The organism is Microlunatus elymi (genome assembly GCF_007362775.1).
In the GTDB taxonomy this organism is placed as follows: domain Bacteria; phylum Actinomycetota; class Actinomycetes; order Propionibacteriales; family Propionibacteriaceae; genus Microlunatus; species Microlunatus elymi.
On the sequence record NZ_CP041692.1, the window covers coordinates 3,156,886 to 3,169,913 of the forward strand.

The following is a 13,028-nucleotide window of genomic DNA, read 5'->3' on the forward strand; positions in this document are numbered from 1 at the left end:
CGCTGTGGCGCTTCCTGACGCTGACAGGTCGGTCAGTGGGCGTGGACGGTGAAGGGGGCGGTGATCACCCGGCCGTCGGGCAGGGCGAACTGGGCCCGGAGTTGGTACGTCCCCGCGTCCGGGAAGTCGGCATGCAGCGTCAGGTCCGGGCCGAAGCTGGTGCCGGGCAGGGCGAACACCGGCCGGCCACGATCGTCTGTGGTTTCGGCATGCTGGTGGGCGAACCAGCCGTCGTCGGACTTGATCATCACCACGTGCCCGGCCGCACCCAGGTACGGCTCGAGGTCGTCCACCGGACGTCCGGAGGCGTCGGTGAAGTGCAGGTCGAAGTCGCTCACCCCGCCCGCCACGGCGTCACCGTCCAGTCGGACCGTCACGCCGCCGACGGTGGCGCTGCGGACGTCGGTCGCCGGCTGCGCAGCGGCCGCCGGTGCGTCGCCCGAGACCCGCACCCGCTGCTCGTCCAGGATGTCGGTCATCTGCCCCTGACGCCGGAACTCGGTCCGCAGGCTGTACTCGCCGCCGGTCGGGAAGTTGGTTGTCACCCGCAACTCGCCGGCTCGCCCGGTCGGCTCCGGATGCAGATGGCTGAAGGTGCCCAGGTCGGTCCGGTTGATGATCAGGTGCGCCCAGACCTGATGGGTACGAACCAGATCGGTGATCGGCCGGCCGGTCTGCTCGTCGATCAGTCGCAGCGTCAGCGTCGCGGGCGTGCCGGGGCGCAACGACCGGGCGCGGTCGAGTTCGACCCGTACGCCGGCCTCGTGAGCCGGCACCGGCGGGGTGTCGGTGGTCTCCATCACGCTCATCGCCGGCCGGGCCGGCATGCCCATGCCCTGACTCCAGGCGAGGATCCCGTTCATCCCTCGCTGGGCCGGCTCGGTCCGGCTGGCCCAGGTGAATCCGGCGCCGATGGCGAGCGCGAGCACGGCCACCGTGATCAAGTACGCGTAGCCACCGACCCGCGATCTCAGCGGCGGATGGGCGACTTCCTCGGCGGTGTTCGGTCGGCGATAGCGCCGCAGCCGCAGCGCGTTGGTGACCACCGAGACCGAGCTCATCGCCATCGCGGCCGAGGCCAGCACCGGGTCCAGCAGGAGTCCGTTCACCCCGTACAGCACACCGGCGGCGACCGGGATCAACAGCAGGTTGTAGCCGAACGCCCAGCCCAGGCCCTGCTTGATCGTGCTGACGGTCCGCCGGGACAGGCCGATCGCGGCCACGATGCCGCGCAGATCGCCACCCAGCAAGGTGATGTCGGAAGCCGCGATCGCGACGTCGGTGCCGGTGCCGATGGCGATCCCCAGGTCGGCGGTGGCCAGCGCGGGTGCGTCGTTGATGCCGTCGCCGACCATCGCGACCAACCGGCCGTCGGCCTGCAGCTCCGCCACTCGAGCGGCCTTGTCGGCCGGCAACACCTCGGCGATCACATTGTCGATGCCGACCTGGCTCGCGACCGCCTCCGCGGTCCGGGCGTTGTCGCCGGTGAGCATCCAGACAGCCAATCCGAGCGCCTTCAGCTGGGCGATCGCCTCCGCCGACTCGGGTTTGATCGGGTCGGCCACGCTGAGCAGGCCGGCCAGCCGGCCGTCGACCGCGACGAACATCGGCGTCGCGCCGCCGGCGGCCCGCTCGGCCGCGGCCGCCGTCAGCGGTGTGGGATCGATCGAGGCTCCGGTCAGCAGCGCACGGTTGCCGACCAGGACCGTACGGCCGCCGACCTCACCCCGTACGCCCTGGCCGGGAACCGCGGTGAAGTCGTCGGTGCGCTCCAGCGACAGCCCGCGGTCGGCCGCGGCAGCGGTGACCGCAGCGGCCAGCGGGTGTTCGCTGCCGGTCTCGACCGCGGCGACCAACGCCAGCAATTCGTTCTCGGTCAGCTCGCCGGTCGGCTCGACCGCCGTCACCGTCGGCCGGCCCGCGGTGATCGTGCCGGTCTTGTCCAGCACCACCGCGTCCAGTCTGTGCGCGGTCTGCAGTGCCTCACTGCTGCTGATCAGCATGCCCAGTTCGGCAGCCCGGCCGGTGCCGACCATCACCGCGGTTGGTGTGGCCAGCCCGAGCGCGCACGGGCAGGCGATGATCAACACCGCCACCGTGGTGGTGATCGCCAGCGTCAGCCGGTCGGTCTCGGGGCCGAAGATCATCCAGGCCGCGAACGTGCCGGCGGCGATGATCAACACCGCCGGGACGAAGATCGACGAGATCCGGTCGGCCAGCTTTTGCAAGGCGGGCTTGGAAGCCTGCGCGTCCTCGACCAGTTGGATGATCTTGCTCAGGGTGCTCTGCTCGCCGACCGCGGTGGCGGTGATCACCATCGAACCGGTCACGTTCATGGTCGCGCCGATCACCTGATCGCCGGCCTGCTTGCGCACCGGCAGACTCTCCCCGGTGATCATCGACTCGTCCACCGTGGAACCGCCGTCGGTCACCACCCCGTCGACCGGGATCTTCTCCCCCGGCCGGACCCGGACCAGGTCACCGGACCGGACCTGATCAACTCCGATCGCGGTCTCCCGACCGTCCCGGATCACCGTCGCCGTCTTGGGCGCCAGTCCTACGAGGGCCTGGATCGCCGACACCGTACGATGCCGGGCGCGCCGCTCCAGCCAGCGGCCGAGCAGCACGAACCCGATGATCGCCAACGCGGTCTCGAAGTAGACGTGCAGCGGCAGCCCCCAGCGTTCGGCCAGCCCCGGCCAGAGGGTGACGAAGGCGCTGTAGCCGTACGCGACCACGGTGCCGAGCGCGACCAGCGTGTTCATGGTGGTGCTGCGATGCCGGGCGGCCTGCCAGGCGGATCGGTAGATGTCGGCACCGGCCCAGAACTGGACCGCGGTGGCGACCACCAGCATCGCCGGCATCAGCCAGTCCATCGCGTCGGGGTAGATCGGAACGTACATCGCGGCCATCAGCACCCCGGCCGCGATCAGCGCCACCTGCCAGCGCCGCTTCAGCCCGGTGAGTGCGGGATCGGTCGCCGGCGCGAACTCCTGCCTCGCCGACTCGCTCGTCTCGTCCGCCCCGGCGGTCGTCGCCGACGACTCCGGCTTCGGCGGTGTCCGGGGCGTGCCGACGTACCCGGCCTTGGTGACGGCGTCGACCAGCCGCTGCACCTCGACCGCACCCGGCTCGAACCGTACGGTCGCGGTCTCGGCAGCCAGGTTGACGGTCGCGTCGCTGACCCCGTCGACCTTGCACAGCGCCTTCTCCACCCGACCGACGCAGGACGCGCAGGTCATCCCGTCGATGTCGAGCACCCGGCTGGCCAGGGCTGGGTCGGAGCCGGATCGGGTCGGTGACGCGGTGGACATGCCGGCACTATACCCCCACGGGGTACGGGTTGTCAGTGAGACGCCCACTGCCGGCCACCGAACCGCGAGGAGGATGATGACGGCGTGAAAATCCTGCACCCGGCCAACAGCAATCTCGCCGCTTCCAACGTCGTCCTCGGACTGATGCGGATCTCGTCGCTGGACGACGAGCAGATCCGCGAGCTCGTCGCCGCCGCACGGGACACCGGCATCAACGTCTTCGATCATGCCGACATCTACGGCGGTGATCATGGGTGCGAGCGTCGCTTCGGCGAGGCGATCACCCTGAGCGCGTCGGAGCGCGAGTCGGTGATCATCCAGTCCAAGGTCGGCATCCGGCCCGGCTACTTCGACTTCTCCGCCGAGCACATCGTCGCGTCGGTGACCGAGTCGCTGACGGCGCTGCGCACCGACTACCTCGACGCCCTGCTGCTGCATCGTCCCGACACCCTGGTCGAGCCGGACGAGGTCGCCGCCGCGTTCGAGCAGCTGCACAGTGCCGGGAAGGTGCGGACGTTCGGCGTCTCCAACCACACGCCGGGACAGATCGAGTTGCTGAAGAAGTCGGTCCGGCAGCCGTTGATCTTCAACCAGGTGCAGTTGAGCATCACCCACGCTCCCCTGTTCGCCTCCGGGATCGCGGCCAACATGGCCGGCCTGGAGCAGTCGGTGGTCCGCGACAACGGGCTGCTCGACTACAGCCGGCTGAACGAGATCACCTTGCAGGCTTGGAGTCCCTTCCAGAAGGGCTTCTTCGACGGTGTCTTCATCGGTGATCGGGAGAACTACGCCGAGCTCAATGATCAACTCGATGCGCTGGCGAAGAAGTACGACGTCACCCCGACCGGGATCGCGGTCGCCTGGATCACCCGGCATCCGGCCGACATCCAGGTTGTGCTGGGCACCACCAAGCCGGAACGGGTGCGCGAGTCGGCCGCCGGCTCCGAGGTCCCGCTGACCCGCGAGGAGTGGTACGGCCTGTTCAAGGCCGCCGGTTACGTCGTCCCGTGACGCAGACTCCCGGCACCGGGGCGCCGGTCAAGTTCGCCGCCCTGCGCAATCGGCACTCCCGGCCGTACCTGTTCACGGCCGGTCTGTCGATGATGGGCGACAACAACGAGCACGTGATCACGTACTGGGTGCTGTGGGAGAAGTTCCATTCCCCCGCGCTCGTCGGCTTCGAGGTGATCAGTCACTGGTTGCCGTTCCTGCTGTTCTCGGTCTGGTTCGGCACCCTGGCGGAGAAGTACGACTGCCGCCGGCTGATCCAGATCTCCCAGGGCCTGTTCATGTTCGTCTCGATCATGTGGGGCGTGCTGTTCGCCACCGGCTCGCTGCAGATGTGGGAGGCCTGCGTGCTGCTGGTCCTGCACGGGATGGCCGGGTCGATGTGGGGACCAGCCGAACAGCTGATGCTGCACGACTTCGTCGAACGCAAGGACCTGCCCAGCGCGGTCCGGTTGAACGCGACCTTCCGCAGCCTCGGTGTGCTGTTCGGTCCGGCGGTCGGCTCCGCGCTGCTGCTCGGGCTGGGACCGTCGCTGGGGATCTTCGCCAACGTGTTGTTCTACCTGCCGATGATGATCTTGATGTTCAAGATCCCGTACACCGGTCACACCCGGGACGCCGGGATCGAACGCCCCAAGGTGACGATCGTCGACTCGGTCCGGGTGTTGCGGGAGGTCCGGGCCAACCGCGTGCTGGTGAGCATGATCATCCTGGCTGGGTTGGCGGCGGTCACCATCGGCGGATCGTTGCAAGTGGCGATGCCGATCTTCGCCGGCAAGCTCGGTGCCGGCACCGCCGGACTCGCGTACGGGGTGTTGCTGTTCGCCAACGGCGCCGGCGCGGTGCTCGGCGGCTTCCTGCTGGAGGCGACCGGTGCGATCAAACCCAACCTGTCCTGGGCGATCATCGGCACCGCGATGTTCGGTGTCACCACGTTGATCTTCGCCACCACTGGCAGTTATGTCGTCGCGGTGATCGCGTTGCTGATCGGCGGCGTGGCCAACATGGCGTCGATGTCGATCACCCAGAGCATCGTCCAGTTGGAGGCGCCGCCGGGCGATCGCGGCCGGGTGTTCGGCGTGTTCGGCATGTTCGGCAGCGGTCTGCGAGTGGTCGGCGGCGCCACCCTGAGCGGGCTCGGCCTGCTGGTCGGCACCACCCAGTCGGTGGCGATCTGTGCCGCCATCTTCATCGTCGGCACGCTGGTCGTCGGCCTGTACGCCCGCAGCGGCCGGGCTCGAGCGGCCGTGCACTGAAGCTCAGCCCAATGGATGCAGACTCAGCGGGCGTCGCTCTGCAGGAGGCTGAGGGCGCGCGCCCTGCGGACCGCCTCGTTGCGCCGGGACACCGCGAGCTTGCGCAGGATGTTGCGGATGTGGGTGCGGATCGTGTTGACCGAGACGAACATGGCCGCGGCGATCTCGTCCGTGGTGAGCAACTCGGCCAGGTAGCCGAGCACCTCCGTCTCCCTGGGCGTCAACGGCTCGATCACACTCGGCTCCGTGGCCAGCGAGTCCGGTTGACCGATCGCCGCCCGGTTGACCACCACCCGGAGCGCCGGTGTCGCGCCGGCCGTCCGAACGCGCGTCCGAGCTGCCCCCGATCGATCGCCACTCAGTCGCTTGCCATCCACCCGATCGCGAGCGCCGGGATCGTACCCGGTGCGATCGCTGGTCGCCGTTGCGGCGGTTACCGGCGTCAGCGGGCCCCGGCTGGGCCCTGGAACGTCGGGAATCTGGCCCTTGGCCCGATACCACTCGGCGGCACGACGCCTGAGGCGCGTCAGCCGCGACGGGGAGCCGTTGGCGAGCTCGGCGACCAGGAATTCGCGGAAGAAGGGGTGATAGCGATACCACCCCGGCGGCGAGACCGCCTCGAGGAGCACATTGGCCCGAGCCAGACGCGCCAGCGTACGAGCCGCCAGGCGTCCACCGAGCGCCTCGATCAACCCCGGTTCCAGCACGTCGACCACACTGGTGCGCAACAGGACCTCCCGTTCCTGCGGCGTCTGGGTTCGCAGCATCTCCGCCATCAGGAACTGCGAGATGTCGCCGGTATCGCCGGCCAATCGCGGGATCTGCACCTCGGGATCGGCGCCGCGCTCCAACTCCAGCGACGCGAATCGAATCCCGGCCGCCCAGCCGCGCGCGTGCTCGGTAAGCCTCGCCACGGCCGGCGGCCCGACCTCGATCCCGCCGCGCTCCAGCAGTTCACCCGTCTCGCCGGCGGTGAAGGCCAGGTCGGCCATCCCGACCTCGGCGATCGTGCCCGACAGCCGCAGCCGCGCCAGTGGCAGCTTCGGATCCGTCCGACACACCAACATCGGCCGGAACTTGCCGCCGCTGTGTCCCAACAGGAAGATCAGTCCGTCGGTCAGCACCGCGTCGGCCAGATCGTAGCCGTCCAACACGATCGAGACCGGACGATCCAGCTCGGCCAGCATCGAGCCGAGACGATTCAACGTCCGGCGCGGAGCCCGCGGACCGGAGTACTGCGCGTCCGGCGGCAACGGCCCCACAGCCGCGCACAGGCCGGCGATGATCAGCGGCCACAGGATGCTGGGCCGCTCGTCGCCCGGCTCGAAGGAGACCCAGCCGACCGCGTCCCGGCCCGCGCGGCGAGCCCAGGCCGACACGGCGACGGTCTTGCCGCTGCCCGCGGGCGCCCGGACCAGGGTGACCGCCGACGCGGCCGCCCGACTCAGCTGGTCGGCCACTCGTGGCCGATCGACGTACCACGGCGGCACCTCCGGCGGCGCCAACCGAGCGGCCAGCAGCCGATCGGCGGCGACGCCGTCGTGACCTTCGAGGTGCTCACGTGGCAGCGCGACCATGCCCCCAGATTCGGACGAGGCGACGGCAGAGGCATCACCCAATCTGCGTGGCCGACATCTTCACCCGGATCGGTCGACCGCGGTGTGCCGACCCGCCCCGCCGATCCCCTGTTCGTCCTGCCCCAGCGCCAGACGACGATCATCCGGATCGCTGACCGACGACGCCACCACCCGATCGAGGACGGTCAGCTGATGCGCCACCGCCGGCCGGCGGTCCGCCGGCACCTGCTCGGCCAGATCCGACAGCATCGCCCGCAACCGCCGGCTGGTCTGCGCCGACGTGACCCCGTACAGCCGGATCTCGCTGACGCCTAGTTGAAGGTAGTCCTCCCAGGTACGAGACGGGATGACCAGCCGCAACCGGGCCGCCGGGTCGAGCCAGATCCGCCGGGTCGCGGTCTCGCTGCTGCCGATCCTGGTCAGGAAGGCGCCGATGTGGTTGATCAGCTGGGTCGCCGTGGTCGGGTCGTTGACGGCCGGAGACAGCGCCCGGATCGCGATGTCGACCATGATCCGCAGCGCGAACGCCGGATCCTGATCGATGGTCCGTTCGTGACCGAGCGCGACCATCCCGCGCAACCGCCGGGCCTCCTTCGTGCCGGCGACCCCATAGACGTCGACGACTACGCCGCCCTCGATGACGAAATCGCCAACGGCGTGCGGAAGCACGCAGACCGCCGAGTGCCGGGTGGCCCAACGCACCAGACCTTCGGTGTGCACGGCCTGAATCGCGCCGGATTGCCCAGCCCGCACCCTGACATCGGGTTTTCTACGGCCCAGCGTTCCGGCACTTCCGTTGCCGGACTCGCCGTACGGGACTTGGGAGCGATCACCCATCAGCCGGATGATGCGCAGTCCCGCCTGAGCCATCGCAGCGGCCACCGCCACCGGCCGCAGCATGTGCAGGAAGCGGTCCACATAAACCAGCAACAGGATCAGATCCAGGGTCACCGCGACGCCGGCCGCCGAGACCCCGATGTCCGGCACCGAGTCGGGTTCGATCCGGCGCAGCAACGCATAGCTGAAGGTGAACGTCGCGGTGAATGCAGCCAACGTGATCTTCTGCACCCGGTCGCGATACCACAACCGCATGAACCGAGCAGACAGCGTGCCGGTGGCCATCTGGACAACCAGCACAGTGATGGTCACCACCAACCCCAGCAAGCCGACCATCGCCCCCGCTATGGCCGCCAGCACACTGCTCGCCGTGCCGGAGGAATACGACCAGCCGGCGGGTAGCTGCCACCGACCTTCCAGGGCGACATCGATCCTGGACACGACAACCCCGGCGATGGCGCCCAGCAACGGAACGGCCCACAGGCTCTGGCGCACCTGTTGCCGGATCCGGAACCGCACTGCCCACGACACCGCGTCCATGCAAGCAACCCGGCCGGGGCTGCGCCTCATCCGAGGTAGGTGAAGCGCGGTCCCTGCAGCCGGCCGCCTCATCCCGCGGTGATGATGACTCGGCACCGGCGCATTCCTAGATTCGGCAGTGTCGACGCGGGATCGATCAGCGGGGTCGAGGAGATCGAGGGGTAGGTCATCGTGGGAGAGAATCAGTCCGCAGACGTGTTCGTGGTGTTCGGAATCACCGGCGATCTGGCGAAGGTGATGACCTTCCGATCGTTGTACCGGCTGGAGGCCCGCGGGTTGCTGCACTGCCCGATCGTCGGTGTGGCCGCCGACGACTGGACGATCGACCAGCTCGTCCAGCGTGCCCGGGAATCGATCGAGGGTGCGGGCGAGCAGCTCGATCAGACGATCTTCGACCGGTTTGCCGCACGACTTTCCTATGTCAGTGGCGATTTCACCGACGACACCCTCTACGGTCTGGTCAGCGACGCCGTGAAGGACGCCGGGTGCCCGGTCTACTACCTGGAGATCCCGCCGTTCCTGTTCGGCACGGTGGTCGGCGGACTGTCCAAGGCGGGTCTGACCCGCACCGGGCGGGTGGTGGTGGAGAAGCCGTTCGGCCACGATCTGGCCTCCGCCCGCAGCCTGGCCGCCGAACTTCATCAGTACGTCGAGGAGCCGCAGCTCTACCGCATTGATCACTACCTCGGAAAGATGGGCACCGAGGAGATCCTCTATCTGCGCTTCGCCAACACCGTCCTGGAACCGATCTGGAACCGCAACTACGTCAAGTGCGTGCAGATCACCATGGCCGAGAGCTTCGGTGTCGAGGATCGAGGGCACTTCTACGACCCGGTCGGTGCGCTGCGCGACGTCGTCGTCAACCACCTGATGCAGGTCGTCGCCGCCGCGGCCATGGAGGCTCCGGCACGAGGCGATCCGCGGACGATCACCGAGGCCCAGTTGGCGTTGTTCTCCTCGGTCGTCGAAGCCGATCCGGCCGACTACTGCCGCGGTCAGTACGACGGCTACCGCGACGTCGACGGAGTCGCCGACGGATCGACGACGGAGACCTATGCGGCGCTGCGGCTGGAGATCGAGAACTGGCGCTGGTCCGGCGTCCCGTTCTTCATCCGTACCGGCAAGCGGCTGTCGGCCACCCAGACCGAGTTGCGAGTGGTGTTCAAGAACTCACCACGACTCGGCTTCTTCGCGCCCGGCCATCGTCCGCAGCCCAATCAAGTGGTGGTCACCCTGGACCCGGCGACCGGGATCCGGTTCGTCGTCGACGCGCATCGTGCCGACGCCGCCAGTGCCGCGCCGATCGAACTCGACATGGAGTTCTCCCGCGAGGGCGGCGAAGGACCGACACCGTACGAGGTGCTGCTCGATGCCGCGCTACGCGGGGACAACACCCGCTTCGTCCGGCAGGACGTCGTCGACGAGGAGTGGCGGGTGATGCAGCCACTGCTGGACAACCCGACGCCGATCCACGCCTATCATCCGGGCAGCTGGGGTCCGGCGGCAGCCGATCGGCTGACCGCTGATCACGGTGGCTGGCACACCCCCTGGATCATTCCCACGAGCTGATCATTCCCGCCGGCCGATCATCTCCCGCCGGTTCACCCGAGTCAGCCCAGCCGGGCCAGCAGGTGATCACCGACCCGCAGCGCATTGGCCATCGCAGTCAGCGCCGGATTGACCGCGCCGATGCTGGGGAAGAAGCTGGTGTCGACCACGTACAGATTGTCCAGTTCGTGCGCCTTGCAGTCGGTGTCCAGCACCGAGGTCGCCGGATCGGCACCGAAGCGGACGGTGCCGGCCTGGTGAGCGCAGCCGGCCAGCGGGATGTCGGTCTTCATGTAGACGTCCCGTGGAATCAGATGACGCGGATGCATGCCCAACTGGTTCAGGTGTTTCCTGATCCGCTGATAGAGCTGCTTCAGTGGTTCCTTGTTGTTGGGCGTGTAGCTGAGCACCACATTGCCCTTGTCGTCCAGGGTGATCCGGTTGTCCGGATCCGGCAGATCCTCGGTGGATAGCCAGAAGTCCACCGCATGCTCGGCGAGCTCGGTGAGCGCGAATCCCGGTGCCAGTGCGGTCTGGATCGGCTTTTCGCCGCGATACATCGGCGCCGAGGACTTGCCGACCATCTGCACATTGCCCATCGGATAGACGAAGTCGGCGTCGCCGAAGTAGTAGTCGTTGACACACAGCGTCTTCTGGAATCTGGTGTCGTTCCGCTCGGCCGAGACGGCCAGGAACGCTCGACTGTTGTGGAACACATAGTTGCGACCGACCTGATCCGAGCCGTTGGCCAGCCCCCGCGGATGCTGGTCGTTGGCGCTGGCCAGCAGGAGCTTGGCCGAGTTGACCGCACCGGCACTGACCACCACCACCGACCCGCTGAACTGCTGTTCGATCCCGTCGACGTCGGCCGAAACGGTGGTCACCGTCCGGCCCGAATCGTCGGTCAGCAACCGCTGCACCACGGCGTTGCGGACGAGGGTGACGTTGTCGTGCTCCAGGGCGGGGCGTACGGCGATCACGTCGGCATCGGACTTGGCGTGGACCAGGCAGGGGAAGCCGTCGCAGGTGGCGCAGCGGATGCAGGCGCTGTGGACCGGATCCGCCTCGTCCAGCATCACCCCCGAGGGCGCGTGGAAGGGGTGCAACCCGGCCTGTGTGAGATCGGTGAAGAGCTGGGCGATCCGTGGCTCGTGCGACACCGGAGGATATGGGTAAGGAGCACTGGCCGGCGGGTCGGTCGGGTCGTCCCCGTGGGCGCCGTGCACCTGGTACAGCTGCTCGGCCTCGGTGTAGTACGGCTCCAGCACGTCGTAGCCGATCGGCCAGGCCGGCGACAACCCGCCGTGGTGCCGAAGCTCACCGAAATCCCGCTCGCGCAGCCGGTAGAGCGCGGCCCCATAGAACTTGGTCGAACCGCCGACGAAGTAGTGCACCTGCGGCTGGAAGGCCTTGCCGCTGGGGCTGTACCAGGTGTCCGGTGAGATGTACCGGTTGTCCACGAAGACCGCGGTCGCGTCCCAGTTCTCGATCTCGCGCGGCAGCCAGTCACCGCGTTCCAAGATCAGGATCCGCTTCCCGGACGGAGCCAATCGGTGGGCCAGGGTGCCGCCACCGGCACCGGAGCCGATGATGATCACGTCGTACTCGTCTGACATCACACCCTCCTCGGATGCATCACGATGTGCGGTCGGTCCAGCTCGTCGTCGCTCCAGGCGATCCGCTGCGGCTGTGCCGATGACTCCAGGGCGGCCGAGTGATCCCGGTCGAAGTAGTCCTCCGCCCAGGTCAGGAAGGCGTCGACCTTGCTGTGCGCGCCGCTCAGCAGCATCGCGTGTACGCCGAGCCAGGCGCCGAAGGCCACCGGGCCCTCGACCTGATGGTGCCGCTTGCCGACCGCTGCGACGGCGGCGTTGCGGCCGATCATGGCCATGATCCCCTTGTCCTTGTAGCGGAAGGACTCGGTGTTGTGTTGCCGCCGTTCGCGGAGGATGTTCTCGGCGGCCCAACGGCCGGATTGCTGGGCCACCGACCCCAGTTGCGGCAGTGCCGCGTCGCCGTCGTCGGTGCTCGGGATGTTGGCCACGTCGCCGACCGCATAAACCCCGGGGTAGCCGTTGACCGTGAGATCGGATCGGACGTCCACCCGACCGCCTCGGCCGAGGACCGAACCGGCGGACGCGACCACCGCGGGACCCTGCTCACCCGCGGCCCAGACGGTGGTCCCGGCGGACAACGTGCTGCCGTCGTCGAGGTCGATCGCGGACTGACGAATCGCGGTCACCCCGGTGCTCAGCCGGATCGAGGCGCCGTGCTCGGTCAGCTTCGCCGAGGTGTAGGCGTGGGCCTTGTCCGGGAACGGCAGCAGCAGCGCCGGACCACGGTCGACGATGGTGATCTGCGGCATCCGGGTCAGCCGTCCGGTGCGATGCAGCTCGGCCATCAGCTCGGCCAGGGCTCCGGTGATCTCGACTCCGGTCGGCCCGCCGCCGACCACGACCACGTCGAGCTTCCCGTCGTCGTCGCCGCCGGCCGCGAACGCCCCGTCGAGCAGCCGCCGCAGATGCGAGCGCAGCCGTTCGGCGTCCACCACGGAGTAGAGCGGGAAGCCGTACTCGGCAGCACCCGGCACCCCGAAGAAGTTCGGCCGGGCGCCGGCGGCCAGCACGAGCTCGGCGCCGGTCAGCGTCCGGCCGTCGGCCAGCCCCAGCCGATGCTGGTCGAGATCGACCTGCTCGACCTCGGTGTTGACCAGCTGTACCGACGGGTAGTCGTTGAAGATGCTGCGATGTGGCCGGGCCACGTCCTCGGCCGGCAATTGGGAGCTGGCCACCTGATAGAGCAGCGGCTGGAACTGGTGGTAGTCGTTGCGGTCGACGAGCGTGACCGGGATCCCCTCGTCGCCGAGCCTCAGCGCGGTCGCGACGCCGGCCAGCCCACCACCGAGGACGAGCACCTCGTCGGCCATCTCCCCTCCTCCTGCCTCACTG

At 68.5% G+C, this 13,028-nt stretch carries 8 protein-coding genes; 3 read left to right on the top strand and 5 right to left on the bottom strand.

Features of this window, described 5'->3' with window-relative positions:
- Positions 1-32: 32 nt before the first annotated feature.
- On the bottom strand, positions 33-3,314 hold the full coding sequence (locus FOE78_RS14130; protein ID WP_143986865.1) for a heavy metal translocating P-type ATPase: 3,282 nt from the start codon (positions 3,312-3,314) through the stop codon (positions 33-35).
- A gap of 84 nt (positions 3,315-3,398) precedes the next feature.
- Between FOE78_RS14130 and FOE78_RS14135 the strand changes: the two genes are divergently transcribed.
- Both FOE78_RS14135 and FOE78_RS14140 read left to right on the top strand, forming a co-directional pair.
- Positions 3,399-4,325, top strand: a complete 927-nt coding sequence (locus FOE78_RS14135) for an aldo/keto reductase (protein WP_210414583.1) — start codon at positions 3,399-3,401, stop codon at positions 4,323-4,325.
- A complete protein-coding gene (locus FOE78_RS14140; protein ID WP_143986866.1) occupies positions 4,322-5,578 on the top strand; it encodes an MFS transporter in 1,257 nt (418 codons plus the stop codon). The genes FOE78_RS14135 and FOE78_RS14140 overlap by 4 nt, the downstream gene beginning before the upstream one ends.
- A 23-nt stretch (positions 5,579-5,601) precedes the next feature.
- On the opposite strand, the gene FOE78_RS14145 is transcribed toward FOE78_RS14140, so the two are convergent.
- Positions 5,602-7,155: a LuxR family transcriptional regulator gene (locus tag FOE78_RS14145; RefSeq protein ID WP_210414584.1), complete on the bottom strand. Its 1,554-nt coding sequence runs from the start codon at positions 7,153-7,155 to the stop codon at positions 5,602-5,604.
- A 60-nt stretch (positions 7,156-7,215) separates the two neighbouring features.
- On the bottom strand, positions 7,216-8,523 hold the full coding sequence (locus FOE78_RS14150; protein ID WP_210414585.1) for a DUF2254 domain-containing protein: 1,308 nt from the start codon (positions 8,521-8,523) through the stop codon (positions 7,216-7,218).
- A 180-nt stretch (positions 8,524-8,703) separates the two neighbouring features.
- Here FOE78_RS14150 and zwf point away from each other — a divergent pair, with 180 nt between their 5' ends.
- On the top strand, positions 8,704-10,101 hold the full coding sequence (gene zwf, locus FOE78_RS14155) for a glucose-6-phosphate dehydrogenase (protein WP_143986868.1): 1,398 nt from the start codon (positions 8,704-8,706) through the stop codon (positions 10,099-10,101).
- Positions 10,102-10,142: 41 nt separating this feature from the next.
- Here zwf and FOE78_RS14160 read toward each other — a convergent pair whose 3' ends face one another.
- Both FOE78_RS14160 and FOE78_RS14165 read right to left on the bottom strand, forming a co-directional pair.
- Positions 10,143-11,696, bottom strand: a complete 1,554-nt coding sequence (locus FOE78_RS14160) for a GMC oxidoreductase (RefSeq protein ID WP_143986869.1) — start codon at positions 11,694-11,696, stop codon at positions 10,143-10,145.
- Positions 11,696-13,006 (bottom strand): NAD(P)/FAD-dependent oxidoreductase, encoded by a 1,311-nt coding sequence (locus FOE78_RS14165; protein WP_143986870.1) that lies wholly within the window; start codon positions 13,004-13,006, stop codon positions 11,696-11,698. Before FOE78_RS14165 ends, FOE78_RS14160 begins: the two co-directional genes overlap by 1 nt.
- Positions 13,007-13,028 lie beyond the last annotated feature (22 nt).

Coding starts and splice junctions, on each gene's coding strand:
- FOE78_RS14165 (WP_143986870.1), bottom strand. CDS start 13,006: ATGGCCGACGAGGTGCTCGTCCTCGGTGGTGGGCTGGCCGGCGTCGCG.
- FOE78_RS14130 (WP_143986865.1), bottom strand. CDS start 3,314: ATGTCCACCGCGTCACCGACCCGATCCGGCTCCGACCCAGCCCTGGCC.
- FOE78_RS14160 (WP_143986869.1), bottom strand. CDS start 11,696: ATGTCAGACGAGTACGACGTGATCATCATCGGCTCCGGTGCCGGTGGC.
- FOE78_RS14145 (WP_210414584.1), bottom strand. CDS start 7,155: ATGGTCGCGCTGCCACGTGAGCACCTCGAAGGTCACGACGGCGTCGCC.